At 73.2% G+C, this 25,950-nt stretch carries 21 protein-coding genes and 1 riboswitch; of the genes, 10 read left to right on the top strand and 11 right to left on the bottom strand.

What is annotated here, in order from left to right; genetic code table 11:
- The first annotated feature begins 282 nt into the window (after positions 1-282).
- From IE332_RS11395 to IE332_RS11380, 4 genes are all read left to right on the top strand, one after another.
- Complete coding sequence (locus IE332_RS11395; protein WP_189915667.1) at positions 283-546, top strand: DUF3311 domain-containing protein; 264 nt, start codon at positions 283-285, stop codon at positions 544-546.
- Positions 543-2,153 carry a monocarboxylate uptake permease MctP gene (mctP, locus tag IE332_RS11390; protein WP_189915666.1) on the top strand — a complete coding sequence of 537 codons (1,611 nt, stop codon included), beginning with the start codon at positions 543-545 and terminating at the stop codon, positions 2,151-2,153. Before IE332_RS11395 ends, mctP begins: the two co-directional genes overlap by 4 nt.
- A 154-nt stretch (positions 2,154-2,307) precedes the next feature.
- Positions 2,308-3,132, top strand: a complete 825-nt coding sequence (locus tag IE332_RS11385; protein WP_189915665.1) for a histidine phosphatase family protein — start codon at positions 2,308-2,310, stop codon at positions 3,130-3,132.
- A gap of 131 nt (positions 3,133-3,263) precedes the next feature.
- Positions 3,264-3,758 (top strand): GNAT family N-acetyltransferase, encoded by a 495-nt coding sequence (locus IE332_RS11380; RefSeq protein WP_189915664.1) that lies wholly within the window; start codon positions 3,264-3,266, stop codon positions 3,756-3,758.
- 40 nt (positions 3,759-3,798) lie between these two features.
- On the opposite strand, the gene IE332_RS11375 is transcribed toward IE332_RS11380, so the two are convergent.
- From IE332_RS11375 to IE332_RS11365, 3 genes are all read right to left on the bottom strand, one after another.
- Complete coding sequence (locus tag IE332_RS11375) at positions 3,799-5,490, bottom strand: glycosyltransferase family 39 protein (protein ID WP_189915663.1); 1,692 nt, start codon at positions 5,488-5,490, stop codon at positions 3,799-3,801.
- A gap of 131 nt (positions 5,491-5,621) precedes the next feature.
- On the bottom strand, positions 5,622-7,031 hold the full coding sequence (locus IE332_RS11370; RefSeq protein ID WP_189915662.1) for a LamG domain-containing protein: 1,410 nt from the start codon (positions 7,029-7,031) through the stop codon (positions 5,622-5,624).
- Between the two features lie 108 nt (positions 7,032-7,139).
- The gene (locus IE332_RS11365; RefSeq protein ID WP_189915661.1) at positions 7,140-8,360 is read right to left on the bottom strand and encodes a ricin-type beta-trefoil lectin domain protein; all 1,221 of its coding nucleotides are present in this window, start codon (positions 8,358-8,360) and stop codon (positions 7,140-7,142) included.
- A 436-nt stretch (positions 8,361-8,796) separates the two neighbouring features.
- Between IE332_RS11365 and IE332_RS11360 the strand changes: the two genes are divergently transcribed.
- The 5 genes from IE332_RS11360 (at position 8,797) to IE332_RS11340 (ending at position 16,901) form a co-directional block, all read left to right on the top strand.
- Positions 8,797-10,215: a glycosyltransferase family 2 protein gene (locus IE332_RS11360; protein WP_229928551.1), complete on the top strand. Its 1,419-nt coding sequence runs from the start codon at positions 8,797-8,799 to the stop codon at positions 10,213-10,215.
- A gap of 5 nt (positions 10,216-10,220) precedes the next feature.
- The gene (locus IE332_RS11355) at positions 10,221-11,309 is read left to right on the top strand and encodes a glycoside hydrolase family 26 protein (RefSeq protein ID WP_189915660.1); all 1,089 of its coding nucleotides are present in this window, start codon (positions 10,221-10,223) and stop codon (positions 11,307-11,309) included.
- Positions 11,306-13,090 (top strand): glycosyltransferase family 39 protein, encoded by a 1,785-nt coding sequence (locus tag IE332_RS11350; RefSeq protein WP_189915659.1) that lies wholly within the window; start codon positions 11,306-11,308, stop codon positions 13,088-13,090. Before IE332_RS11355 ends, IE332_RS11350 begins: the two co-directional genes overlap by 4 nt.
- Before the next feature lie 75 nt (positions 13,091-13,165).
- Positions 13,166-13,295: riboswitch (cobalamin riboswitch) on the top strand.
- A gap of 190 nt (positions 13,296-13,485) precedes the next feature.
- Complete coding sequence (locus tag IE332_RS11345) at positions 13,486-15,885, top strand: ribonucleoside-diphosphate reductase subunit alpha (RefSeq protein WP_189915847.1); 2,400 nt, start codon at positions 13,486-13,488, stop codon at positions 15,883-15,885.
- Entirely contained in the window at positions 15,885-16,901 is a 1,017-nt protein-coding gene (locus tag IE332_RS11340; RefSeq protein ID WP_189915658.1) for a ribonucleotide-diphosphate reductase subunit beta, read from the top strand. The genes IE332_RS11345 and IE332_RS11340 overlap by 1 nt, the downstream gene beginning before the upstream one ends.
- 159 nt (positions 16,902-17,060) lie before the next feature.
- On the opposite strand, the gene def is transcribed toward IE332_RS11340, so the two are convergent.
- From def to IE332_RS11300, 8 genes are all read right to left on the bottom strand, one after another.
- On the bottom strand, positions 17,061-17,714 hold the full coding sequence (gene def, locus IE332_RS11335) for a peptide deformylase (RefSeq protein WP_189915657.1): 654 nt from the start codon (positions 17,712-17,714) through the stop codon (positions 17,061-17,063).
- A 51-nt stretch (positions 17,715-17,765) separates the two neighbouring features.
- Complete coding sequence (locus IE332_RS11330; RefSeq protein WP_189915656.1) at positions 17,766-18,758, bottom strand: tetratricopeptide repeat protein; 993 nt, start codon at positions 18,756-18,758, stop codon at positions 17,766-17,768.
- Between the two features lie 259 nt (positions 18,759-19,017).
- Positions 19,018-20,277: an HD domain-containing protein gene (locus IE332_RS11325; RefSeq protein ID WP_189915655.1), complete on the bottom strand. Its 1,260-nt coding sequence runs from the start codon at positions 20,275-20,277 to the stop codon at positions 19,018-19,020.
- An 86-nt stretch (positions 20,278-20,363) separates the two neighbouring features.
- Positions 20,364-21,797, bottom strand: coding sequence for an HD-GYP domain-containing protein (locus IE332_RS11320; RefSeq protein ID WP_229928516.1), 1,434 nt, complete (start codon positions 21,795-21,797; stop codon positions 20,364-20,366).
- Positions 21,798-22,105: 308 nt separating this feature from the next.
- The gene (gene rsrA / locus IE332_RS11315) at positions 22,106-22,519 is read right to left on the bottom strand and encodes a mycothiol system anti-sigma-R factor (protein WP_189915654.1); all 414 of its coding nucleotides are present in this window, start codon (positions 22,517-22,519) and stop codon (positions 22,106-22,108) included.
- On the bottom strand, positions 22,516-23,259 hold the full coding sequence (locus IE332_RS11310) for a sigma-70 family RNA polymerase sigma factor (RefSeq protein WP_308437554.1): 744 nt from the start codon (positions 23,257-23,259) through the stop codon (positions 22,516-22,518). The genes rsrA and IE332_RS11310 overlap by 4 nt, the downstream gene beginning before the upstream one ends.
- A gap of 316 nt (positions 23,260-23,575) precedes the next feature.
- Positions 23,576-24,211, bottom strand: coding sequence for an alpha/beta hydrolase family protein (locus tag IE332_RS11305; RefSeq protein WP_189915653.1), 636 nt, complete (start codon positions 24,209-24,211; stop codon positions 23,576-23,578).
- Positions 24,212-24,293: 82 nt separating this feature from the next.
- Positions 24,294-25,046 carry an SOS response-associated peptidase gene (locus IE332_RS11300; protein WP_189915652.1) on the bottom strand — a complete coding sequence of 251 codons (753 nt, stop codon included), beginning with the start codon at positions 25,044-25,046 and terminating at the stop codon, positions 24,294-24,296.
- Between the two features lie 153 nt (positions 25,047-25,199).
- Between IE332_RS11300 and IE332_RS11295 the strand changes: the two genes are divergently transcribed.
- Positions 25,200-25,922: a M50 family metallopeptidase gene (locus IE332_RS11295; RefSeq protein ID WP_189915651.1), complete on the top strand. Its 723-nt coding sequence runs from the start codon at positions 25,200-25,202 to the stop codon at positions 25,920-25,922.
- Positions 25,923-25,950: the final 28 nt, after the last annotated feature.

The following is a 25,950-nucleotide window of genomic DNA, read 5'->3' as shown; positions in this document are numbered from 1 at the left end:
CCCTCATCGCGCCACGGGCACCGGCGCGCGCGACCCGCGCGCCGGTGCCTTTCGCGTTCCCGGAGCTTCGCGCGCGTCCGGATGGCGGGAAGTTGCGTCAATACCGGTGACATGGATCACCCCATGCCCTAGATTGCGCAGCCGTACTGACTGCCGATCACCGATGGTGCTGCTCGGCGGGTCCGGGGGCGTACCGCGCCTCCCGGGCTGCGGCGCCGACGGGGATAACCCTCCGGAGCGGAGCCGAAGATGCCGTCTGATCCCGATGCTTTCGAAGATGTCATGCCCGAGCCAGCCGGGGCCCCGGTCCCGGCGGTGACGCCCGAGCGGGTGCTGGCGGGCCTCGCCCTGCTCGTGCCGATCGTCGCGATGCTGTGGGTGTCCTCGTACGACAAGACCGAGCCGGCGGCGGGCGGGATGCCGTTCTTCTACTGGTACCAGCTGCTCTGGGTGCCGGCGTCGGCGATCTTCACCGTCGCCGCCTACCTGCTGATCAACCGGGACGAGAAGGCCCGCAAGGCGGCCCGGAAGGGCGGTGCGCGATGAAGGACGTCAACGTGCCGGCCCTCGTGGTCTTCGTGCTGTTCTTCGCCCTGGTCACCGTGATGGGCTTCCTCGCCTCGCGCTGGCGCCGCGCGGACGACGCCGCGCACCTGGACGAGTGGGGTCTGGGCGGACGCAGCTTCGGGACCTGGGTGACCTGGTTCCTGCTCGGCGGCGACCTCTACACCGCGTACACCTTCGTCGCCGTCCCGGCCGCGGTCTACGCGACCGGCGCGGCGGGCTTCTTCGCGGTGCCGTACACGATCATCGCCTACCCGCTGGTCTTCCTCTTCCTGCCCCGGCTCTGGTCGGTCTCCCGGGTGCACGGCTACGTGACCCCGGCCGACTTCGTGCGCGGCCGGTACGGCTCGCGGCCGCTGTCCCTGGTGATCGCGCTGACCGGGATCCTGGCCACCATGCCGTACATCGCCCTGCAGCTCGTCGGCATCCAGGCGGTGCTGGACGTGCTGGGCGTCGGCGGCGGGGAGAACGCCAACTGGTTCGTCAAGGACCTGCCGCTGTTCATCGCCTTCGGCGTGCTGGCCGCCTACACCTACTCCTCCGGCCTGCGCGCCCCGGCGCTGATCGCCTTCGTCAAGGACGCCCTGGTCTACATCGTGATCATCGTCGCGGTGATCTACATCCCGATCCGGCTGGGCGGCTACGGGCACATCTTCGACTCGGTCGCGGAGCACTTCAAGCAGACCAAGGCCGGCTCGCTGACCGTCCCGGACAACAAGCAGTGGACGTACGCCACGCTCGGGCTCGGCTCGGCGATGGCGCTGTTCATGTACCCGCACTCGGTGACCGGCGTGCTCGCCTCCAAGTCCCGCAACACCGTGCGCCGCAACATGGCGATCATGCCCGCCTACTCGCTGATGCTGGGCCTGCTGGCGCTGCTCGGCTTCATGGCGATCGCGGCCGGCGTGGGCAAGGGCGACAAGGGCTTCAACGCCCAGCTCTCGGTGCCGCAGCTGTTCGCGAACATGTTCCCGGACTGGTTCACCGGCGTGGCCTTCGCCGCGATCGGGATCGGCGCGCTGGTGCCGGCCGCCATCATGTCCATCGCGGCCGCCAACCTGTTCACCCGCAACGTCTACAAGGACTGGCTCAAGCCCGCCGCCACCCCCGCCGACGAGACCCGGGTCGCCAAGGCGGTCTCGCTGCTGGTGAAGGTCGGCGCGCTGGTCTTCGTGCTCGGCATGGACAAGCAGGCCGCGATCAACCTCCAGCTGCTGGGCGGCCTGTGGATCCTGCAGACCTTCGTCGCCATCGTCGGCGGCCTGTTCACCCGCTGGTTCCACCACTGGGCGCTGTTCGCCGGCTGGGCGGCCGGCATGGTCTACGGCACCTGGGAGGCGTACGGGATCGCCAGCCCGAAGACCAAGCACTTCGGCGGCAACGCGGCCGAGATCCCCGGCATCGGCGAGATCGGCTACATCGGCCTGACCGCCTTCGTGCTGAACCTGGTCGTCGCGGTGGTGCTCACCCTGGTGCTGAGGGCGTTCAACGCGCCGGACGGCCCGGACGAGACCAAGCCGTCCGACTACAGCGCCGACGCCGGCGACGACGAGCTGGAGAACGCGCCGGAGCCCGTAGCGGCGCACTGATTCGCGCGGTACGCGCCCTGTGATCGCGCCGCCTTCTCCGTCAACACTGGAGAAGGCGGCGCGATCATATGTATGAACAGGCGTGCACGCCGGGCACCACCAGACCGGACCGGCAACCGGCCGGAACCTGATCGACCACGGGGAGCTCGCGGCCATGGCAGAACTCGGCACCACCCTCAACGGCCAACACCAGTCCACCCAGCACCAGCCCGCCCAACACCAGCCCACCCAGAGCCAGCACCACCACGTCACCGGCCACCGCCCGGCGGCGGCCACCCGGCTGCCGTCCGTGCTGATCGCGACCCGGCACGGCGAGTCCACCGCCAACGTCGAGTTCCAGCTGGCCGAGGCCTCCGGCGCGCTCAGCGTCCCGATCAGCTGCCGCGACGCCGACATCCCGCTGTCGATGCACGGCCGGCAGCAGGCCCAGGCGCTCGGCCACTGGTGGGCCGCCCTGCCCAGCGCCGACCGCCCGCGCAGCGTCTGGTGCTCGCCGTACGAGCGCACCGCCGAGACCGCCCGGATCGCGCTCGCCCAGGCCGCCGGACTCGGCGCCGTCCCGGTCTCGCTGGCCGTCCGCTACGACGAGCGGCTGCGCGACCGCGAGCTCGGCGTCCTGGAGATGCTGCCCAAGGCCGCCATCGAGGCCGAGCACCCGGAGGAGGCGGCCCGGCGGCGCAAGATGGGCGAGCTGTACTACCGGCCGCCCGGCGGCGAGTCCTGGGCCGACGTCGCGCTGCGGGTGCGCAGCCTGCTGCGGGACCTCTGCGAGGAGGAGGCCGGCCGGCCCGTCCTGCTGGTCGCGCACGACTGCACGGTGCTCATGCTCCGCTACGTGCTGGACCGGCTCACCGAGGAGCGGCTCATCGCGCTCGGGCCGGTGCACAACTGCTCCACCAGCCTCTGGCGGGCCCACGAGGGGCGGCTGCGCCCGGACCGCTGGAACACCGTCGACCACCTGACGGCCGGGGCGAACTGACCTCCGCCCCAGGGGTGCCGCCGCCGTTCCGGAAGCCCGGGGCGGCCCCGGCCACCGGACCGGGTCCGGCCCGGTCCGGTCCGTTCGACCCCGGAGCGTCGCCCGCCGGCCCCCTCCGGCACACTGGCCGCATGGACTACCTCATCCGCCAGGCCCTTCCGGAGGACCTCGAAGACGCCGGCCGCATCACCGTCGAGGCCTTCGTCGGCGGTGGCTTCACCTCGCCCGGGAGCAACTACGTCGAGCTCCTGCGCGACGCCGGCCGACGGGCCAGGGAGGCCGAGCTGCTGGTCGCGGTCGACCCGGCCGAACAGCGGGTCCTCGGCTGCGTGACCTTCGCGGTCGGCGGCACCGAGTGGGCGGACATCGCCACCGAACGCGAGGGCGAGATCCGGATGCTCGCCACCGACACCGCCGCCCGCGGCCGCGGCGTCGGCGAGGCCCTGGTGCGCGCCTCCCTCGCCCGCAGCCGCGAGCTCGGCCTGGCCGGCATGGCGTTCTCCACCCGCCCGGAGATGACCGCCGCCCACCGGGTCTACGAGCGGGTCGGCTTCCTGCGCACCCCCGGGCGCGACTGGTCGCCGTACCCGGGGATGGACCTGATGGTCTACACCCTGGCGTTCTGACCGCCCGTCACTCCCCCGGGCGCCGGCCCGCCGCCGCCCATCACGGCTTCTTGTCGTACCCGGGCGCCACGTAGACGGTGTACCGGCCGTGCTCGCCGCTCTTCACGACGGTGACCACCCGGTACCCGGCGGCCTTCAGCGTCGGCTGGATCGCCTTGTCGGTGGCCCCGGTCTGGGTGAAGTCCAGGACCACGACCTTCCACTCGTGCGCCTGGATCCCGGCCTGGATCGCGGGCACGCCGTTCTGCATCTGGCCGGTGCCCGGGTCACGGCGGAAGACCGCCACCAGGTCGTGCCACTGCTGCCAGTTGCTCTGCTTGCGCAGGTAGTACGCGGGGACGTTGTAGTTCTCGACCAGGTACTTGTCCTCGCCCTTGACGACGTACGGCTCCAGCGCGGCGACGAACTCCTTCGAGTTCGACCACTCGCCGTACATCTCCCGGCCCTGGGCCGCGCCGACCCAGGCCAGCGGGCCGACCACCAGCACGGCGGCGGCCACCCCGGCCGCCAGGTGCAGGCGCCCCCGCAGCCACAGCACCGCGCGGGCCAGCACCAGGCCCACCACGACGCAGGAGAACCAGCCGCCGAAGTCGACGTGCTTCTGCAGCGACAGCCAGGTGTGGATGCGGATCTGGTTCACCGGCGCCATCAGCCCGGCCAGGAGCAGCAGCAGCGCCAGCCAGAACTCCGGCCACGCGGCGCCGCCGCGCCGGCGCGCCCGCACCAGCTGGACCACCACCCCGATCAGCGCCACCACCAGCAGCGGGCCGACCCAGCGGGCCGCCTCCGAGGCCACGTACCCGTACGAGTCGTGGCCGGGGGCGCGCTTGAGCGTGGTGTGGTTGAAGCCGTTGACGTAGCGCTCGCCGGCCGCCAGGGCCGCCGCGCCGACCGCCACCGCGAAGGTGAGCAGCACCAGCAGCCCGCGCCGCCAGGCCTCCCAGGAGCGCAGCGACCCGCGCGGCCCGGCCAGCACCGCGAGGCCCGCCACCACCGGCACCCAGAGCAGCGCGGCGTACTTGGTGGCGCCGGCCAGGGCCAGCAGCAGGCCGGCGGCGACCAGGCTCGGGTACCCGCCGCCGGTGGTCAGCCGCACCGCGAAGTACCCGGCCCAGGCGAGGACCGCCAGCGCCATCGCGTCGTAGGTGGCCAGGCCGCCCAGGAACTGGGTGGGCCCGAGCGCGACGAAGGCGGCCGCCGCGCAGAACGCCGCGAGCGAGCCGTGCAGCCGCCTGGTCGTCAGGTGGACGGCCACGGTGGCGGAGAGCATGAACACCAGGCTCAGCAGCCGGGCGCCGTTCAGTCCGCCGAGGAAGTCCGCGACGGCCACCACGACCGGGTAGATCAGCGGGGAGCCGGAGAAGAAGGTCTCGTACGTCGACACCGGGGCGCCGTGCCGCAGGTGGGCGATCTCCTGGTAGCCGGCGTAGATGTAGGTGCCCTCGTCGATGAAGGCGGTGTTGCTGAGGATCAGGTGGAACGAGAGCGCGCCCTGGACCAGCAGCACGGCCAGCAGCGGCAGCCAGTCGGCCCGCAGGGCCGGCCGGGCCGGGTGCGGCACCCGGGGCGGCCCGGGCTTGCGACGGCGCCGGTCGCCCGGGGACGGCTGGGCCGGTACGGCCGCGGCCCGGTCGCGCTCACGCTCGCCGAGGCCCACCCCGCCCCGCCTGGCCCCGCCCAGGACGGGCTTGCGGGTGGACTCGGGCCGGATCCAGCGGCCGTCCGCACTCATCAGTGCTGCTCCTCATCTGGGACTTCACGCCCGGACGCGCCCCGAGCGGGCGCACGCCCCGGGGCGCGTTTCGGCCGCCGCCCCACGGTTCCTGGGCGGCGGCCGGACGTTCACGAAGACCTGCGGCGGGCTCAGCCGCCGCTGAGCCAGGCACCCACCGGCGGGACGGACGGCGGCGAGCTCGGGCCGGCCACGATCTTGACGATGTCGGCCTCGGGCAGCACCTGGCTCCAGAGCTGGATGTCGGCCACCGCGCCGTGCCAGGGGTCGGCCCACTGCGAGTTGGAGCTCAGCCGCCCCACCTGCAGGGAGTTGGTGCCGCTCGGCTGCACCCCGGCCGACTTGGCCGAGGACTGCGGGGCGCCGTTGACGTACAGGGTGAGCTGGCCCGACGGGTCGTCGTACACCCCGGTGAGCAGCACCCACTGGTTGACCGTCGCGTCGCCCTTGGACCAGGCGATCGCCGAACCGCCGCCCGGCACCTGGACCTTGAAGTACCACTGGTCGTGCCCGTTGTTGTTCGCCCGGCCGAGCGCGTACGAGTAGTACTGGCCGTCGCCCTGGCTGACCGCGCTGCGGTTGCCGTTGGGGAGGTCGACCAGCACCCGGGCGGAGACCGTGAAGCTCTTGTTCACGTCGACCACCGCGGCGGCGGTCGAGGCGAAGGAGTCCTGGCCGCTGGGCAGCTTGAGGACCTGGCCGGAGAACCCGGCCATGGTGCCCGGCTTGGCGTCGGCGCCCAGGTTCAGCGGCGCCGCGCCGGCCTTGGCCGGCAGGCTGCCGACGGTCGGCGGGCTGTCGATGCCCTTGGCCGGCGGCGCGCTCGACGTGGTCGAGGGGCCGGTCGAGGGGCCCGTCGGGGTCACCGAGGCGGTGTTCTGCGTGGTCTTGGTGTCGTTCCCGGACTTGTGCTTGTAGAACCAGTAGCCGCCACCGGCCGCGGCCACGACGACGACCACGGCCGTCACCGCGCCGATCAGCTTGAGCCGGCGCCCGCGCTTGGCGGCATGCGCGTTCCGCTCGGCCAGCGCCTCCCAGTCCGGCGTGCCGGACGGGGCGGCCGGCGGCGGGAAGCCGCCCTGCTGCTGCCACGGCGCCGCGGGCTGGGCCGGCTGCGCCGCGGCCGGGAAGGCCTGCGGGCCGGGCCCGGGCACGGGCGGCTGCGGGACGGGCTGCGGCTGACCGGGGTGGACCGGCTGCGGCGGCTGCGGGACGGGCTGCTGCTGGACAGGCTGCGGCTGGACGGGCTGCGGCTGCGGCTGCGCCATCGGACCGGGCTGCACCGGCCCCGGCACCACCGGGGCGGGCCCGCCCGGGTGCGGCACCGGCGGCACCGGCTGCGCGGCCGGGTGCGGCGTCAACTGCTGGGGCTGCTGTGCAGGCGCACCGGGCGGCGGCCCGTAGCCGGACGCGGGGCCGAAGGCGCCGCTGGGGGACTGCGGTGGCACACCGGTGGCCGGAGCGGCCCCCCCGGCCGGTGCCTGCTGCGGTGGCGTGGGCGGCTGGCCCGGCTCGCCACTCGGTACCGGTCGATCGCTCATGGCCGGAATGCTAGGGCATCCGCCCCGACACGCCCATGGGGGGTGCGCGGACGGAACGTCACGGCCGCCCCGGTCCCGGTGGTTCGGCCGACCTGTCCCGCGGTCACCTCACGCGACCCCGTTGTAGGGCAGCTTCCAGCGCTGCGAGACCGCGTCCGCGCACGGCCGCAGGAGCACCGCCGTGCCGTCCGCGAGCGCCCCGCCCGCGGTGCCCAGGCACAGGCCCGAGTCCGGGTGCCGCAGCCGCTGCCCGGAGGCCACCCAGCGCTGCCCGGAGCCGCCGGTGCACTCGGCCAGCGTCACCGAGGAGCGGTCGGCGGCCGGTGCCAGGCAGGCCGCGCCGCCGCGCAGCGAGCCGTCGTTGCCCACCGTCCAGCCGGTCGAGACGCCCTGGTCGCCGCAGGCCCCGACGGTCACCGGGGTGCCCGCGAGCCCGCCGCCGCCGTGCCGCAGGCAGATCCCGGGCGCCCCCGCCGGGACCTCGCCGGCCGGCAGGCCGACCCGGTTGTGGAAGGCGAAGGACTCGCTGCGCAGGCCGGATCCGCCGCTCCACACCTCGAAGCCCGCCTGCACCCGGCACAGGTAGGAACTCTTGGGGACGTACCCGCGCGCCATCGCGTCGGCGGTGAGCAGCCGCAGGTTCAGGCCGCGGGTGGTGTGGGTCGGCGCCGTGCGCACGTAGCTGATCACGCTGTGCGGGCCGCTGATCGGGGCCTGGTAGACGTGGTAGCTGGCGTCCCCGAACTGCTGGGAGTCGGCGACCTTGTCACCGGCCGGACGCACGTTGTCGGTGGCGTCCAGCCAGACCATCAGCTCGGCGCTCTCGCCCGGCAGGCAGTTGTCCGGGCTGGAGCCGTACCAGAGGTCGAAGGAGAGGTTGAAGGAGCCGCTCACCCGCCCGTTGGCGTCCCAGTCGGCGGTCGCGTCGCCGAGCGCGCTGACCGGTACGGGCAGTCCGCTCGCGCCCGGGGCGGTGGAGACGTTGGGGTAGGCGCCCGGGGCGAGCGGGTTCTTCGGGACGAAGTCGCGGATCAGGCCGACCGTGAAGCCGCTCTCCCCGACCGGCTCGACGCAGACCGTGCCCGCGGTGTTCCACGGGTTCGGTTCGAGGACCTTCGCCCCGCCGTCCATCGCCAGCTTGGGGAAGGGCTCCTGCACGGTCGAGCAGAGGCCCGGCCCGACCGCGGCCGTCGCCGTGGCGGCCGGCGGCTGCTCCGCCGCCCCGACCTCGCCGCTGCACCCGGCCAGCAGCGCCGCGACCGCGCCGAACGCGGCCACCGCCCGCAGGCCCCGCGCCAGGCGCCCGGCCGCGCCGTCCTCGATGATCATCACTCTTCCCCGAACCGTCCTCACCCGCTGGGCGGACACCGTACACAAGTGCTCCACCCGCACTTCCGTTCACATCACGATCAGGGCTCGATATCGGTTCCGGGTGGCCGACGGAACAAGGGGGGAGCGAACGCTCGGCGACCGGTCCCGTACGATCCTGGCGTCCCCCCGCTGACCGACCGACAACGGCCGCCACGCGGGGACGGTTCAGACCCAATACGGCTTCGGGGGAGTAGAGCACGTGACTGTCACCGAGGGCACGCGACTCGCGGGCAGCGGTCAGGCGCCCGTCTCACGACGCCGCAACCGGCGGGACCCGGCCGCCCGGAACCAGTGGGGCCTGCTCCCCCAGCCGCCGGACAACACCGAGAAGTACCTGTACGCGCGCACCAACCTCTGGGTGCTGACCTGCTTCTCCCTCGTCAGCTTCGCCTGCATGGTCGCCAGCGAGATCGGCCTGCTGAGCGCGACGCCGTGGTTCCTGGTGTTCGTCCCGGCGCTCGCCTTCACCATCGTCTACTACCTGATCTCCCGGTGGGTGCACGGCTTCAACCAGACCTTCGACCTGGCCGCGCACCGCGCCCTGGTCAAGGGCTGGCAGCCCGAGCACTACCCGACCGTCGACATCTTCCTGCCCGTCGCCGGCGAGCCGATCGAGGTGCTGCACAACACCTGGACGCACGTCGCCCGGCTGCGCGACCAGTACCCCGGCGAGGTCACCCCGTACGTCCTCGACGACAGCAACAGCCCGCAGCTCGCGCAGATGGCCGTCGACTTCGAGTTCGTCTACGGCACCCGCGACAAGCTCGGCTGGTTCAAGAAGGCCGGCAACCTGCAGTTCGGCTTCCGCAACTCCGACAGCGACTACATCCTCATCCTGGACGCCGACTTCGCGCCCCGGCCGGACCTGCTGAACGAGATGGTCCCCTACCTGGAGGCCGACCCCCGGCTCGGCATCGTCCAGTCCCCGCAGTTCTTCCGCATCCTGGACTCGCAGAACTGGATCGAGCGCGGCGCCGGCGCCGTCCAGGAGCTGTTCTACCGGACCGTCCAGGTCTCCCGGCAGCGCAACGACGGCGCCATCTGCGTCGGGAGCTGCGCGATATACCGGCGGGCCGCGCTGGAGGAGAACGGCGGCACCACGCTGATCGGCCACTCCGAGGACGTGCACACCGGCTTCGACCTGCGCCGCCTGGGCTGGGACCTCCAGTACATACCCGTCGCGCTGGCCACCGGGGTCTGCCCCGACAACGTCGGCGGCTTCTTCAACCAGCAGTACCGCTGGTGCACCGGCTCGATGAGCCTGCTCGGCAGCAAGAAGTTCTGGACCACCAAGCTGCGGCCGGTCACCCGCGCCTGCTACCTCTCCGGGTTCTTCTACTACATCCACACGGCGCTGTTCACCCTCGTCTCGCCGCTCATCCCGATCGTCCTGCTGCTCGCCCGGCCCGACCTGATCCGCTGGCAGAACACCGCGCTGGTGCTGCCCGGACTGCTCTACGCGACGGTCGTCTTCCCCCTCTGGCACCGCAACCCCTACCGGCTGGAGGCCTGGGCGGCCCGGATGATGTACGGCTGGGCGCACGTCTTCGCCATCTGGGACATCCTGCGCCGCAACCGGATGGCCTGGCAGCCGACCGGCTCCAGCGGCGCCAAGAAGAACAAGACCCGCCGGTTCTGGATCGGCGTCATCGCCTGGGGCGGCGGGACGGCCCTGCTCTGGGTGCTGCTGAGCATCTGGCGGATGCTCACCATGGGCCCGCTGAACTTCGCCCTCGTGCTCGCCTCCGGCCTCTTCTACGCCACCATCGTGGGCCGGGTCCTCGTCCAGCCCCACCCCACGGAAGCAGTGTGATCGCCATGACCGCCCACCCCCGACGGGCCGCCCGGCTCCGTCGCCGGCTGGCGCTCCCGCTGCTGACCGCCGGTCTGCTGCTCACCACCGCCTGCGGCCCCGAGGACCCGGGCTTCGCGATGCAGGAGGGCCTCGGCCGGCCCGCCCAGGCCACCGCCACCCCGGGCGCCGCGGCCGCTTCCGCCGGTACCGGTGCCCCCGCCGCTGCCGCCAAGCCCCAGGCCCTGCCGACCGGCGTCCCGTACGACGTCACACCGCTGCTCAAGCCGAAGAACAAGTACCTCGGCGCCGCCCTGCCCGGCGTGCCCGCCACCATGGACGCGCTGCCCGCCTACAGCGGCACGGTCGGCAAGCAGCCCAACGTCCTGGAGTTCTACGCCCACTGGAAGGGCGGCTTCGACACCGCCGGCGTGCGCCGGATCCACGAGGCCGGCGCGCTGCCCTTCATGGCCTGGGAGCCGCACGACCCCTCGCTCGCCGCGATCGCGGCCGGCGACACCGACGACTACGTACGCGGCGTCGCCAAGGCCGTCGCCAAGCTCAACCTGCCGATCGCCATCAGCATCGCGCACGAGATGAACGGCGACTGGTACCCGTGGGGCCGCCAGGCCGCCAGCCCGGAGGACTTCGTCGCCGCCTGGCGCCACGTCCACGACCTCTTCGACCAGGCCGGCGCGACCAACGTGATCTGGGTCTGGAGCCCCAACATCACCGTCCCCGCCCCCAACACCCGCCTGGCGCCGTACTACCCGGGCGACACCTACGTCGACTGGGCCGGCATGACCGGCTACTTCACCAACGACGGCCCCAAGACCTTCGAGGCCCTGTACGGGCCGACCATGGCCGAGATCCGCACCTTCTGCAAGAAGCCCTTCTTCATCAGCGAGACCGCCGCCGAGCAGGGCAGACACCAACAGGCCTTCGTCGACCAGCTGTTCTCCGGGCTGGAGGCGCACGACGACATCGTCGGCTTCATCTGGTTCAACATGATCAAGCGGGCGGACTGGCGGGTCGAGACCGTTCCGGACACCCTCACCGCCTTCAAGCGGCGGGTGTCCGCCCCCCGTTACGGCTTCGACCTCCGGAACCCATGATGAACAGCGACTCCTCCCCCAGCCCGAAGAACGCCGCCCCGGAGAACGCCGCGCAGGAGCACCCCGCCCGGGAGCACCCCGCCCGGGAGACCCCCGCGCCGGAGAACACCGCCGGCCCGGGGAACGCCTCCGCCCCGGGGAGCACCGCCGGCCCGGCCCGGGAACCCGGCGTCCCGGCGCCCCGCGCGGACCGCGCAGCCCGCGCGGCCGTCGCCGTGGCCGTGGACAACCCCGGCGGCATCGACCTGGCCCCGTACAGCATCCCGCCGGTCCCCGCGATCGGCTGGGACCCGGGCACCAGCCCCCGCCGCCGCTGGATCGCCCGCGGCCTGCTCGGCGCCGTCCTGGCCGTCCAGGCCGCGCTCTCGCTGCGCCTGCTCGCCGCCGCGCACCCCGACGAGGCCGCCGCCATGGTCGCCGGGCGCCAGCAGCTCGCCCACCTGACGCACGGCACCCCGGTCACCACCGACCTGGTCGAGCGGATCCACGGCTCGCCCTGGCTCTACCCGCCGCTGGCCGGGGCCGCCGCCGACGCCGACGGCATCTGGGGAGCCCGGCTGCTCAGCCTCGGCTTCGCGCTGGTCACCACGGTGCTGCTGTACTCGCTGACCCGGCGGCTGTTCAACGAGCGGGTCGCGATCTGCGCGATAGGCGTCTACGCCGTCCTGCAGTCCACCGTCGTGGTCGGCTTCTACGCCGCCCCCGAGTCCCTCGCCGTCCTGCTGGTCGCCCTCGCGGCCTGGGCCACGGTGTTCACCGCCCGGCGCCATCCGGCGCTGGTCCTGACCGCCGCCCCGGCCGCCGCGCTCGCCTGCGCCGTCGCGTACTCCGCGGCCTTCGCGGTCCCCGCCCTGGTCGCCCTCGCGGCGGCCACCTCCCGGCCGCCGGGCCGGCCCGGCCGGGCCGCCCTGCGCGCGCTGCTGCTGGCCGCCGGCACCGCCGTCCTGCTGCTCCCGTACGGCACGCTCGGCAAGGTCGCCGGGTGGTCTCCCTCGCAGGGCAACGCCCCCGGCTCGGCCGGCTCCGTCCTGTTCTCCACCCTCCAGTGGAGCGGCCTGTTCACCGTCCTCGCGGTGGCCGGGACGATCGCCTACGTCCGCCGCGAGCAGATGAACGAGCACGACGCGCCCGAGCGGGACACCGTCCCCGTCACCCGCGGCCGGCGCGCCCTGCTGGGCACCGCGCTGACCGCCACCGCCCTGCTCGTACCGGCCGCCCACCTGTGGACCGGCACCTCCGGCGCGCTGTTCCGCCACCTCGGCTACGGCATGCTGCTCGCCGCCCCGCTCGCTGGGGTCGGCCTGACCCGGCTGGTCGGCGCCCACTTCCGCCACCCCCAGCTCGGCATCCTGGTCTGGGTCGCGCTGCTCGCCCTCGGTCTGGAGCAGTCCGCCCTGCGCTACCAGAACGGGCCCGACTCCGGCCGCCTGCTGGCCGTCCTGCGGATGCACGCGGTGCCGCAGGGCCGCTACCTCACCGAGGTCGACGGGCTCGCCGAGTACTACCTCGGGGCCGTCAGCGCACCCGAGCAGTGGGTCTCCGCCCGCACCGGTACGGACTACCGAGACGCGGCCGGCGTACAGCACCACGGGGACGACGGGAGCACCGCCGCGATCCGCGACGGCTGGTTCACCGTGGTCGTCCTCGACAGCACCGCGCCGCGGGCCACCGACCGGGCGCTGGGCGCCGCCCTGGCGGCCTCCGGGCAGTACCGGCTGGTCGCCCAATTCACCTCGCCGACCGGCGATTCGAGTACGTACAAGGTCTATCTCAAGCACTGACGGCCGACCCCGCCGGTCCGCACGGGCGACACGACAGGCACAACATATGGTGCCGCCACAGTCAGGCGCCACTACATGTATGCTCAATCCTGCTGTCGACGCAGGGGAACCCGGTGCGAATCCGGGACTGCCCCGCAGCGGTGAGCGGGCGGCCGGAACGGCCCTCCCCGCGAGTCCGAGTACCTGCCGACGGCCTGCGCCACGGCCCTCCCGCAGAGGCCGCGCCAGCACCAGCAGTACACCTCCGGGCCTCGCGGGCGGGCCGGGGAGACACCTCGCGCGACGCCGTCTGCGTTCGTGCCGTGCTCCCCTGCCCCGACCGGCCCGGTACCCCCGATCACCGCCGCCGATCGCCGCCAGGAGAGAGCGCCTTGACCACCGCTGCCTCAGCCACCCTGCCCGCCCAGGGCTCCGGTACCGCCTTCACCGACCCGAAGGTCTCCGACCCCGGCGGCGCCCTGCTGCGGCTGCTCACCGACCGCAGCGCCGACCTCACCGAGGTCGACCCCGGCCATGTCGCCGCCGCCGCGCTGCGCGGCCGCCACGCCGGCTCGGACTTCGCCGAGCTGCGCGGGCTGGCCGTGGACGCCGCCGCGTCGATGATCGCCGAGGACCCGCAGTACTCGAAGCTCGCCGCCCGACTGCTCGCGCTGGAGATCGTCGACGAGGCGAACAGCCAGGGCTCCACGTCCTTCTCCGCCTCGATCGCCGTCGGCCACGCCGAGGGCCTGATCGGCGACACCACCGCGGCCTTCGTCGCCAAGCACGCCGCCGCCCTGGACGCCCTGATCGACGCCGCCGGCGACGACCGCTTCGAGTACTTCGGCCTGCGCACCGTGCAGTCCCGCTACCTGCTGCGCCACCCGATCACCCGCAAGGTGGTCGAGACCCCGCAGCACTTCCTGCTCCGCGTCGCCTGTGGTCTGGCGGTCGGGGACAGCGAGCAGTCGGTGCGCGAGGTGTCCGAGCTGTACGGCCTGATGAGCCGCCTGGAGTACCTGACCTCCTCGCCGACGCTCTTCAACTCCGGCACCCGGCACCCGCAGATGTCGAGCTGCTACCTGCTCGACTCCCCGCTGGACAACCTGGACTCGATCTACAACCGCTACGCGCAGATCGCCCGGCTGTCCAAGCACGCCGGCGGCATCGGCCTGTCCTACTCGCGCATCCGCTCGCGCGGCAGCCTGATCCGCGGCACCAACGGCAAGTCCAACGGCATCGTGCCGTTCCTGCGCACCCTCGACTCCTCGGTCGCCGCCGTCAACCAGGGCGGCCGCCGCAAGGGCGCCGCCTGCGTCTACCTGGAGACCTGGCACGCCGACATCGAGGAGTTCCTCGAGCTGCGCGACAACACCGGCGAGGAGGCGCGCCGGACCCACAACCTCAACCTGGCGCACTGGATCCCGGACGAGTTCATGCGCCGGGTCAACGCCAACGCGGACTGGTCGCTGTTCTCCCCCGCCGACGTGCCCGAGCTGGTCGACCTGTGGGGCGCCGACTTCGACGAGGCCTACCGCAAGGCCGAGCTGGCCGGCAAGGCCGTCCGGACCATCCCCGCGCAGACCCTGTACGCCCGGATGATGCGCACCCTGGCGCAGACCGGCAACGGCTGGATGACCTTCAAGGACGCCTCCAACCGCGCCGCCAACCAGACCGCGCTGCCGGGCCGCACGGTGCACTCCTCCAACCTGTGCACCGAGATCCTGGAGGTCACGGACGACTCCGAGACCGCCGTCTGCAACCTCGGCTCGGTCAACCTCGGCGCCCACGTGGCCGCCGGCGCCACCGCCGCCGACCTGCTGGGCGCGATGGACTGGGATCGGCTGGACGCCACCGTGCGCACCGCCGTCACCTTCCTCGACCGCGTGGTGGACATCAACTTCTACCCGACCACCGAGGCCGGTACGTCCAACTCCCGCTGGCGCCCGGTGGGCCTCGGCGTGATGGGCCTGCAGGACGTCTTCTTCAAGCTGCGGATCGACTTCGACTCGGCCGAGGCGAAGCAGCTGTCGACGATGATCGCCGAGCGCATCATGCTCACCGCCTACGAGCGCTCCGCCGACCTGGCCGAGCAGCTCGGCCGGCACGAGGCGTACGGCGAGACCCGCGCCGCCCGCGGCGAGCTGCACATCGACCACTTCCCGACGGCCGCCCCGCAGTGGGCCGACCGCTGGACCGCGCTGCGCGCCCGCATCGCCGAGACCGGCCTGCGCAACTCGCTGCTGCTGGCCATCGCGCCGACCGCGACCATCGCGTCCATCGCCGGCGTGTACGAGTGCATCGAGCCGCAGGTGTCCAACCTGTTCAAGCGCGAGACGCTGAGCGGCGAGTTCCTCCAGGTCAACCCGTACCTGGTGCGCGAGCTCAAGGACCTGGGCGTCTGGGACCAGCAGACCCGCGACTCGCTGCGCGACGCCAACGGCTCCGTCCAGGAGCTCAACTGGCTGCCGGCCGAGGTCCGTTCGCTCTACCGCACCGCGTGGGAGCTGCCGCAGCGCGCGCTGATCGACCTGGCCGCGGCCCGCATGCCGTACCTGGACCAGAGCCAGTCGCTGAACCTCTTCATGGCGGCGCCGACCATCGGCAAGCTCAGCTCGATGTACGCCTACGCGTGGAAGGTCGGTCTGAAGACCACCTACTACCTGCGTTCGCGCCCGGCGACCCGCATCGCCCAGGCCGCGTCGGGTGCCGCCCGCACCGCCGTACCGGTGCCCGCCCCCACCATGACCCAGGCCGAGCAGGACGCCATCGCCTGCTCCCTGGAGAACCCCGAGTCCTGCGAGGCCTGCCAGTGATGTCCGACGACCGCGAGAAGATGCTGCTCGACCCCGGGTTCGAGCTGACCCTGCGCCCGATGCGCTACCCGTCGTTCTACGACCGGTACCGGGACGCGATCAAGAACACCTGGACGGTCGAGGAGGTGGACCTGCACTCCGACGTCGCCGACCTCGCCAAGCTCAGCGAGGGCGAGCGGCACATGATCGGCCGCCTGGTCGCCTTCTTCGCGACCGGTGACTCGATCGTCGCGAACAACGTCGTGCTGAGCCTCTACAAGCACATCAACTCCCCGGAGGCGCGGCTCTACCTGAGCCGTCAGCTGTTCGAGGAGGCCGTGCACGTCCAGTTCTACCTGACGCTGCTGGACACCTACCTTCCTGACCCGGAGGACCGCAACGCGGCCTTCGCCGCGGTGGAGAACATCCCCTCCATCCACCAGAAGGCCCAGTTCTGCTTCAAGTACATGAACGCGGTCGACCACATCGACTCGCTGCAGACCAAGGAGGACCGCCGCGCGTTCCTCCTGAACCTGATCTGCTTCGCGGCGTGCGTCGAGGGCCTGTTCTTCTACGGCGCGTTCGCCTACGTGTACTGGTTCCGGTCGCGCGGCCTGCTGCACGGTCTCGCCACCGGCACCAACTGGGTGTTCCGCGACGAGTCCATGCACATGGACTTCGCGTTCTCGGTGGTCGACACCGTCCGCGAGGAGGAGCCCGACCTCTTCGACGACGAGATGGCCAAGCAGGTCACCGAGATGCTGGAGGAGGCCGTCGAGGCCGAGCTCCAGTTCGCCCAGGACCTGTGCGGTGACGGCCTGCCCGGCATGAACACCGCCTCGATGCGCGAGTACCTCCAGGCCGTCGCCGACCAGCGCCTCGCGCGCCTCGGCCTGCCGATCCGCTACGGGTCGAGCAACCCGTTCGGCTTCATGGAGCTGCAGAACGTCCAGGAGCTGACCAACTTCTTCGAGCGCCGCGTGTCGGCGTACCAGGTCGCGGTCGAGGGCTCGGTCTCCTTCGACGACGACTTCTAGGCGACTTCCAGCCGACTTCCAGCCGAAGAGTCGTACCGCGGAAGTGCCACCCCCGCCCCGTCCGGCGTCCACGCCGGGCGGGGCGGCGGCATGTCAGCGCGAAGGCCGGTACGGAACAGGTCCGTACCGGCCTTCGTCGGGAGCGCTACCGCTCCACCGTCACGCGTTCGGCACGGTCGCGTACTTCGGCGTGCCCTCGGCCATCTGCTTCAGGGCGTCCTTGCGGTCGCGCTTCGACAGCTTGTCGATGTAGAGGAACCCGTACAGGTGGTCGGTCTCGTGCTGCAGGCAGCGGGCGAAGAAGCCGGTGCCCTCGACGCGGATCGGCTTGCCGTCCTTGTCGACGCCGGTCACCGCGGCGTAGTCCGGGCGCGGCAGCTCGGCGTACGCGGTCGGGACGGACAGGCAGCCCTCGTTGCCGTCGTCGAGGACGCGGCGCCGGTCGGCCGGGTACTCCTCGAGCTTCGGGTTGATCACGTGGCCGATGTGGCGCACGCCCTCGTCGTCCGGGCAGTCGTAGACGAAGACCTTGAGGTCCACGCCGATCTGGTTGGCGGCGAGGCCGACGCCCTCGGCGGCGTACATCGACTGGAACATGTCGTCGATCAGCGCGGAGAGCTCACCGTCGAAGGCGGTGACGTCCTTGACCTCACGGTGCAGGACCGGGTTGCCGACGACGGTGATCGGACGGGCGGTGCCCTTGCTGAGGTCGGGCTCCTCGCCGACCACCTTCACGGGGGTCTCGGGCGCCGCCCCCTCCACGTCGTGCTCGTGCTCGTGCGAGTGGCCGTGCTGCTCGGACTGATCCGCCATGTCTTCCGCTTCCATAGGTCTACGCGTACCTCACCAGGGTACTCAGCGGTCTCAGCAGACCTCTTCGAGATCCCGGTAGGCGCGGGTCCCCGGGGCCGCCGTGACCCAGCGGTCCAGCAGGGTGCGCACCAGGTGGGCGGGGGCGGCGATCCCGCACTCGCGCTCGACCAGCCAGGACATCCCGGCCGCGCCGCCCTGGCTGAGGTGGCTGAGGTGGCCGGGGTGGGCGGCGTCGCCGTCGTCGTGCGGGTCGTGGTGGGCGGCGACTCCGTCGTCGGAGGCCATCCGGCTCTCCGAGCAGGCGCGGCAGAGCAGCCGCACCGAGGAGGTCCAGTCTTCGGCCGCGTAGCCGGCGTCGGCGACCAGCCGCTCCAGCGCGTCCCGGTCCCCGGCGGTGTTGGCCTGGAGCAGCACCACGTAGGTCGGCACCGGGGAGGGCGCCCACAGCTCGATCTCGTCGAACACGGGGTAGGCGACGCCGTCGGTGACCCGCTCGCCGTGCGGGGCGCCGTCGTGCAGCACGACCTCGCCCCAGCGGCGGCCGGAGGAGGGCAGCGGGATGGAGAGCACCTCGATCCGGGCCGGGTCCAGGCGCCGGCCCCAGACCACCTCGGACTCGCCGTCCGGGGAGAGCCGCACCGGGGTGGTGCCGAGGTCCAGGCTGACCGGGCCGTCGGGCTGCCCGCCGGGGCCGCCGGGCAGCTTCAGCCCGTACGCCTGCCAGGCGCGGCGGGCCAGCGGCCAGTCCTGCAGGGCGGTGGCGGTGATGCCGAGGTTCCACCAGTCGGGGGCGCCGTGCTCGCGGTCCAGCAGGGCGACGGCGCGCAGGCCGGCCGAGCGGGCCTGTTCCCAGTCCCGGCGGAACTTGTGCAGCAGGGCGAGGTTGAACCAGGAGTCGGAGAGCCACGGCTCCAGGTCGGCGGCCATCACCAGCAGCGCGCCGGCGTCCTCGTAGCGGCCGTCGCCGATCAGCGTGAAGGCCCGGTCGGTCGTCTGCCGCCAGGTGGCGGACGGCCGGTGCCGTGCCCGGTGGAAGATCCTCACGTTCGTCCCTGCCGTCGTCGTCCGCTCAAGTCCCGTGCCACCGTGCCCTACCGCCTCGAACGACGGACCGGGCCCGGTGCCCCGGATCGGTGTTCCACGCTACGACCGCATCCAACCACGCCCGCCCCCGCCCGCGCTCCCCACCGCCGAGGTTGGGGTCCGCCCCTCCCCAGCCTGCCCGTCCGATCGCGGCCTCTCAACCCCTGGCGGCTCGGAGCCCCGCCGCCGGGCCCCGCCAGGGGCCGCGTCGCCCCGGTGCTCAGGCCCTGGCCTGGCCGCCGACCCGGGCCAGGGCGTCCACCACACGGGCGTCGTAGACCCGGCCGCGGCCCAGCCGGATCACCTCCAGCGCCTCCAGCCGGCCGACCGCCTCGCCCACGCCCCGGCCGCGGGCCGCGGTGAGCAGGTCGTCGTGGGCGTTGGCCACCCGGATAATCCGGGCCGCGAGCGGCACCGGGCCCTCACCGCCGGCCGGCCCGGAGCAGGGGTCGGCCAGCCGGGCGACCTGTTCGGCGACCTGCCGGGGCACCCCGGTGCGGCTGATCACCTCGCTGCCGAGCCGGGCGATCCGCTGCTGCTCGGCGCAGGGCAGCACCGCGGTGGCGCCGTCCGGCACCGGTTCGACCAGGGACAGCTGGCCGACGTCGTGCATCAGCGCGGCGTACTCCAGCAGGGCGAGCTCACGGGTGCCCAGACCCAGCTCGCGGCCGAGCGCGCACGCCGTGTCCGCGACCCGGCGCGCGTGCCCGTGCGGGGTGTAACCGGCCACCTCGGTGGCCCGGGCGAGGCTGGCGATGGTCTGCCCGGTGGTGGCCCGCACCGCGGCGGCCCGCCGGAAGGACACCTGGGCGAGCAGCAGCGGGGTGCAGAACAGCGGCAGCGCCCAGAGCCCCACCTCGCCGGCCGCGAGGCTGACCAGCATCCCGGTGGCGACGATCGCCGAGCCGATGCCGAACAGCGAGCGCAGCTCGTCCTCCAGCGCGGCGGGGAACCGCAGCCCGCCCGCCGAGCGGCGCAGCAGGGCCGCCAGGGTCGCGTCGCACAGCGCGGCCAGCGCGGCGACGGCGGTCAGGAACGCGCCGTACGCGGGGCCCTCGGGCGAGAAGCGGTCGACCAGGCCGCCGTTGTACAGCGGCTGGAAGACGGCGGCGGCGAAGCCGACGGCGAGCAGCCGACGGGCGGCGCTGTCGCGGCGGGCCGGGTCGGCCCAGGGCGGGCGGCGGTGCGGCAGGGCGAGCGGGGGCAGCCAGGCTAGCGCCAGGCCGACCCCGGTCACCGCGACCACCTGCAGCGTCCCGTGCGCGGTCGGCACTCCGCGCAGCGGCCCGAGCAGGGCGTACGCGAGGGCGCCGGCCGCGCCGATGGGCGCCTGCTCGCGATCCCCCGGAAGGGTGATCCGGACGCACTCGCCGAGCGCGATCAGCAGGCTGAACGCCAGCGCGATCCCGGGCTCGGCGACCCCGCGCACCGCGGCCGCGCCGAACGCGAGCGCCAGCAGCGCGGCGGCGGCCGCGTGCACCGCGCGGGCGGTGGGCCCGCACCGGGGCCCGCCGGGGGCCGCGCCGGCGCCGGCCGTACGGCCGGGGGCCGCCTGCCCGGGCGGCGTCACGACTGGCCGGCCGCGGGGATGCTCTCGCCCTGGGCGGGCACCCGGCCGGGCGCCGCCCGGACCGGTTCCGGCACCCCGAGCGGGATGTCCGGGACGGCCCGGACGCAGTCCTCGGAGTGCACCACCGGCTGCCAGTCGTGCACGGCCAGCGCGTCGATCAGCGCCCGCACCATGACCGGGTCGAACTGGCTGCCCGAGCAGCGCTCCAGCTCGGCCACCGCCTCGGTGACCGGGCGGCCGCGCCGGTAGGAGCGGGTGGAGGTCATCGAGTCGAAGGCGTCGGCGACCGAGATGATCCGGGCGAACTCGGGGATCTCCCCGCCGGCCAGTCCGCTCGGGTAGCCGCGGCCGTCCATCCGCTCGTGGTGGTGCAGGATCCCGGCGTGCGCCTCGCCGAGGAAGTCGATCCCGCGCACCAGCTCGAAGCCGTACACCGGGTGGATCTCCACGGCCCGGCGCTCCGCCTCGGTGAGGGGACCGTTTCTGCGCAGCAGCTCGGTGGCCACCCCGAGCTTGCCCACGTCGTGCAGGATCCCGGCGAAGCGCAGGGTGCGCAGCCGCTCCTCCTCCATGCCGAGCTGACCGGCGATCAGCACCGAGGCCCGGCCGACCCGTTCGCTGTGCCCGCGGGTGTAGGAGTCCTTGATCTCCACGGCCTGCACCAGCGACTGCACGGTGGCCTGGTGGGCGTCCTGTTCGCGCTGCCCCTGGGCGAACACCCAGGCCGAGATGGACAGCGGCAGCAGCGCCAGCAGGGCCGCGAACGCGCCGTACGGGCCCTGCCAGAGCACCGCGACCATCAGCCCGCCGGCCGCGTGCACCAGCACCGGCAGACCGCAGACCGAGCAGGCCCCGCGCAGCAGCACACCGGCCCCGCGGCTCTCGCTGAGCATCACCATCACGCCCACCACGACCCCGTTGACCAGGCAGAACGCGGCGACGGCGGCGAAGCCGGGCAGCAGCGCGGCCGGGAAGCGGGAGCCCAGCAGCAGCTGCGGCCCGCACAGCAGGTGGAAGACGACCGAGGAGGCGAAGGCGCACAGGGCGAGCTGGGAGCCGTTGAACAGCTGGCGCCGGCGGCAGCCGAGTCCGTTCGGCCCGCCGAGCAGCGCGGCCGGGGCGGCGACCAGGGCGGCGGCGGCCGGAGGGAGCATCAGGACCCCGGCGAACAGCACCGGGAAGAAGGCGTTGACCCCGGGCCGGGCGGGCACCCGCTCGGGCAGCGCCGGGCGGCGCAGCAGCCGGCGCACCAGCACCAGGCAGGGTGTCGGCAGGCCCTGGGCCATCGACTCCCAGCAGCCGTGCAGGAAGGCCAGCAGTCCGACCTTGGGCCAGTCGACCGGCTCGCCGAGCCAGCGCGGCACCCCGGGGGTGACGCCGGCGGGGAGCAGCGGCACCAGGCAGCACAGCGCCGCGACCGGGACGGCCACCAGGTAGCGCGCCGCTCCCGGCGGCAGGGTCGCGCCTCCACTGTCGGTAGCGATATCGACCTCCCCGCCGTCCGGGCCCGCGTTGCCTCAGCGCGTCGGGCGAACCGACGGTGAGCGTCCGTCAGGAGGATAGGCCGCTACCCGGGCGCGGGGACGCATGATCGCGCAATGGCGCAGTTGGCGCACCGCCAACTCACCCGAACGAGTGACGGCGCATGCGAGCAGAACGGGAGCGGCCCCGGGAGCGCGTGCTCCCGGGGCCGTTCGGCTCCTTGATGCGGCCGGCCGACAGGCGACCGGCCGACAGGTCACTCCGCCGGTGCGCCGGCCTCGACCGGTGCGCCGGGGCGCCCGGCGGACTCCTCGTCCGCCCCGCCCCCGGCCGGCCTCGGCGCGGGCCGGGCGGACTCGGCGTGCACCTCGACCGAGGTCTCCACCGAGACCACCAGCTCCTCGCCCGAGCGCTGCCCGGCCCGGATCGAGTCGATCCTGGCGAGCACCTTGCTGCGCAGATCGGCCGGGGTGTCGTCGCACCCGCAGGACCGCTTGATCAAGGCCTTGATCGCCTGCTCCAGCCCGTACTGCTTGAGGCAGGGCGAGCACTCCTCGAAGTGCACGCGCAGCTTGGCGCAGTCGCCCTCGGCCATCTCGTTGTCGAGGAATTCATAGAGGTGGTCGAGGACCTCGCCACACTCGGTGTCGTGCGGATCGCCGCAGCTCATGAGCCCGAGCCCTTCGCTTCCTGCCCTGCCCCGCTGCCGGCCGGGACCAGCCCGCGCTCACGGGCGTAGTCCTCCAGCATGCCGCGCAGCTGACGGCGGCCGCGGTGCAGCCGGGACATCACCGTACCGATGGGAGTACCCATGATGTCCGCGATCTCCTTGTACGCAAAGCCTTCTACGTCCGCGAGATAGACGGCGATCCGGAATTCCTCCGGGATGGCCTGGAGCGCGTCCTTCACATCGCTGTCGGGGAGGTGGTCGAGCGCCTGGGTCTCCGCCGAGCGCAGGCCGGTCGACATGTGCGACTCGGCCCTGGCCAGCTGCCAGTCCTCGATCTCCTCCGCCGCGGTGCGCTGGGGCTCCCGCTGCTTCTTGCGGTACGAGTTGATGAACGTGTTGGTGAGGATGCGGTACAGCCAGGCCTTGAGGTTCGTGCCCTCGCGGAACTGGTGGAAGGACGCGTACGCCTTGGCGAACGCCTCCTGGAGCAGGTCCTCCGCGTCCGCCGGGTTGCGCGTCATGCGCAGCGCCGCCGAGTACATCGGATCCAGGAAGCCCAGGGCGTCGCGCTCGAAGCGCTCCCGCCTGGTCTCCTCGCTCTCCTCCGCCGACACCCGATAGGTGTCCTCACCGATCGCCTCGGCCAGTTCCTCACCGGTGAGCGCCTCGCCCGCAGGCCGGACCTCGTCCGGGCCACGGCCCGGCTCGGCCTCGTGCTCGGTCCCGACGACCGGACCCACCTCCTCGGCATGACGGGCACGGCCCACGGCGGGCCGCCCAGAAATGGAGGATATCGGGCTGACGGGCTTCTCGCCCGCGTCAATCCACTCCGACCAGGAGGGGACGAGCGCCGTAGCGGCCTCGCGCTCCTCAGGCCGTTCGGGGCACGCGATCGAACCCATCTGCCCTGCCTCTCACCGGTGACTCGTGCTGACGAGGGTGTCAACCACGGCGACCCCGCCCGCATTCCCGCCCACCGACACCGTTCACTCGCACGAGTGAGCGACCGGAGACTCCCCGCTCACGGCGGCCTCCACGGCATCCACGGCCACGGCCTCACACCAGCCCCAGCACCCAGTCCCCCACCGCGGCGCAGATCAGGTCCAGCACCTCGTCCTGCCCCACCGGCGCCCGCTTGGGCACCACGAACCCGTGGCTGCCGTACGGCACCGCCAGCAGCTCGTGCCCCGCCGGCAGCTCCGGGAACTCCTCCGGCCCGCCGAACGGGTCCTGCGCGCTCTGCACCACCAGCGTCGGCAGCCCCGACTCCAGCAACTCCTCCGCCCGGCTCTTCTCCGGCTTGCCCGGAGGGTGCAGCGGGAACGCCAGCGCCACCACCCCGACCGCCCCGGTCTCCGCCCCCGTCCGGCAGGCCACCCGCGCCCCGGCGCTGCGCCCGCCCACCACCAGCGGCAGGCCCTGTCCGGCCAGGTGCTCGGCGACCGGCCGCCAGCCGACGTCCAGCGTCTTCGGCGCCGGGGCCAGCTTCCTGCCCGCCACCCGCCAGGGCTGCTCGACCAGCGCCACCGAGATCCCGCGCTCCGGCAGCGCGGCGGCCAGCGCCACCAGGTCCCGGGCCTCGATCCCGCCGCCCGCGCCGTGCCCGAGCGCCAGGACGGCCTTCGGCGCGGCCGCCCGGTGGTGGGTGATCCGGGCCTCGCCGGCCTCGGTGGGGACGGGTTCGGTGGTCATCTCTGCTTCTTCTCCCGCGCGTCTTCGGAACAGCGTGCTCACCACAGGGTGGTCAGAACAGCAGGGTGGTCGGAACAGGTGGTCAGAACAGCGTGGTCTCGTACTCGACCTCGGTCCACGGCTCCTTGAGCTCCGGGCCGTTGTTGCGGATGCTGCCGACCGCCGGCGACACCGGGGTGGCCAGCAGCGCGCCGGGCGGCGGGGGTATCAGCAGCCGGCGCAGCGCGTCCGGGTCGGTCCGCCGCGGGTCCAGCCACTCGTCCCAGGCCTCCGGGTCGAGGAACAGCGGCATCCGCTCGTGGATCGGTGCCAGCGACTCCTCGGCGTCCGTGGTGACGATCGTGAAGGTCACCAGCCAGGCCTCCGGGTGCCCGGCCGGAACCGCCCGGTTGCGCCAGAACTCGTACAGCCCGGCCAGCGCCAGCGGGGTGCCGTCCGCCCGGGAGACGAAGTAGGGCTTCTTGCGGGCCTTGCCCCGCTCGCCCGGCACCGTCTGCCACTCGTAGTAGCCGTCCACCGGGAGCACGCACCGGCGCGCGGCGAAGGCCTGCCGGTACGAGGGCTTCTCGTGCACCGTGTCCGACCGGGCGTTGATCATCTTCACCGCCGTCTCCGCGGTGTTCGACCACTGCGGCACCAGCCCCCAGCGCAGCACCCGCAGCTGCCGCACCGGCCGCGGCCGGTCCTCGGCCATCCGCTCCAGCACCACGAAGGCACTGTTGGTCGGCGCGACGTTCCAGTTCGGGTCCAGGGTCTCCTCGGGATCCCACTGCTCGACGTCGAACAGCTCGACGACGTCCTCGGGCTTGCTGCTGGCTGCGAACCGACCGCACATGCGGGCCAGCTTGCCATGCCGCCCGCCCCCGCCACTTCCTCATCGCTTCCTCACGCCCGGACCAGAACCGACCGCTCCCGCCCCGCCGTCCCCGCATGGGAGGCTGCCCCGAACGGCCCACCGCAGCGAACGGAAGACGGGGAGGACCGCACGATGACCGACGACCGGACCCTGAGCGCCCTGTGGGAGCAGGTCACCGGCTCCCAGACCGCCCCGCCCGGCTGGCTGGTGCTGGCCACCGGCGCCGTCGCCCTGCTCACCGTCCTCGCCCGGCCGCTCTGGCACGTCGCCCGCAACGCCGTCACCATCGCCCACGAGGGCGGCCACGGCCTGGTCGCACGCCTCACCGGCCGCAAGCTCGCCGGCATCCGGCTGCACTCCGACACCTCCGGCCTCACCGTGTCCTACGGCCGCCCCACCGGCGCCGGCATGGTCCTCACCGCCGCCGCCGGCTACACCGCCCCGGCCCTGCTCGGGCTCGGCTGCGCCGCCCTGCTCGCCGCCGACCGGATCACCCTGCTGCTGTGGCTGGCGATCGTCCTGCTGCTCGCCCTGCTCCTGCGCATCCGCAACGCCTTCGGCCTGTTCATCGTGCTGGTGGCCGGCGGCGCGTTCTTCCTGGTCTCCTGGTTCGGCAGCGCCGAGGTCCAGGCCGGCTTCGCCTACCTCGGCTGCTGGTTCCTGCTGTTCGGCGCCGTCCGCCCGGTCCTCGAACTCCAGCAGCAGCGCCGGATGGGCTGGGCCCGCGACTCCGACGCCGACCAGCTCGCCCGGCTCACCCACGTCCCCGCGCTCGCCTGGGTCGCCGTCTTCCTGCTCGTCGCCCTCGCCTGCCTCGCCCTCGGCGCGACCTGGCTGCTGCAGCCCCTGCAGTAGCCCGCCGCGCGGGGCCGTCCGCGTCCAC

The sequence above is a fragment of the Kitasatospora xanthocidica genome (genome assembly GCF_014656195.1).
Taxonomy (GTDB): Bacteria; Actinomycetota; Actinomycetes; order Streptomycetales; family Streptomycetaceae; genus Kitasatospora; species Kitasatospora xanthocidica.
The sequence above is the reverse complement of the archived record's forward strand: the minus strand, read 5'-3'. Positions and strand labels throughout refer to the sequence as shown.

Coding starts and splice junctions, on each gene's coding strand:
- IE332_RS11375 (WP_189915663.1), bottom strand. CDS start 5,490: ATGAGTGCGGACGGCCGCTGGATCCGGCCCGAGTCCACCCGCAAGCCC.
- IE332_RS11300 (WP_189915652.1), bottom strand. CDS start 25,046: ATGTGCGGTCGGTTCGCAGCCAGCAGCAAGCCCGAGGACGTCGTCGAG.
- def (WP_189915657.1), bottom strand. CDS start 17,714: ATGGCGGATCAGTCCGAGCAGCACGGCCACTCGCACGAGCACGAGCAC.
- IE332_RS11365 (WP_189915661.1), bottom strand. CDS start 8,360: ATGATCATCGAGGACGGCGCGGCCGGGCGCCTGGCGCGGGGCCTGCGG.
- IE332_RS11295 (WP_189915651.1), top strand. CDS start 25,200: ATGACCGACGACCGGACCCTGAGCGCCCTGTGGGAGCAGGTCACCGGC.
- IE332_RS11370 (WP_189915662.1), bottom strand. CDS start 7,031: ATGAGCGATCGACCGGTACCGAGTGGCGAGCCGGGCCAGCCGCCCACG.
- rsrA (WP_189915654.1), bottom strand. CDS start 22,519: ATGAGCTGCGGCGATCCGCACGACACCGAGTGTGGCGAGGTCCTCGAC.
- IE332_RS11395 (WP_189915667.1), top strand. CDS start 283: ATGCCCGAGCCAGCCGGGGCCCCGGTCCCGGCGGTGACGCCCGAGCGG.
- IE332_RS11385 (WP_189915665.1), top strand. CDS start 2,308: ATGGCAGAACTCGGCACCACCCTCAACGGCCAACACCAGTCCACCCAG.
- IE332_RS11350 (WP_189915659.1), top strand. CDS start 11,306: ATGATGAACAGCGACTCCTCCCCCAGCCCGAAGAACGCCGCCCCGGAG.
- IE332_RS11380 (WP_189915664.1), top strand. CDS start 3,264: ATGGACTACCTCATCCGCCAGGCCCTTCCGGAGGACCTCGAAGACGCC.
- IE332_RS11340 (WP_189915658.1), top strand. CDS start 15,885: ATGTCCGACGACCGCGAGAAGATGCTGCTCGACCCCGGGTTCGAGCTG.
- IE332_RS11355 (WP_189915660.1), top strand. CDS start 10,221: ATGACCGCCCACCCCCGACGGGCCGCCCGGCTCCGTCGCCGGCTGGCG.
- IE332_RS11360 (WP_229928551.1), top strand. CDS start 8,797: ATGGTCGCCAGCGAGATCGGCCTGCTGAGCGCGACGCCGTGGTTCCTG.
- IE332_RS11305 (WP_189915653.1), bottom strand. CDS start 24,211: ATGACCACCGAACCCGTCCCCACCGAGGCCGGCGAGGCCCGGATCACC.
- mctP (WP_189915666.1), top strand. CDS start 543: ATGAAGGACGTCAACGTGCCGGCCCTCGTGGTCTTCGTGCTGTTCTTC.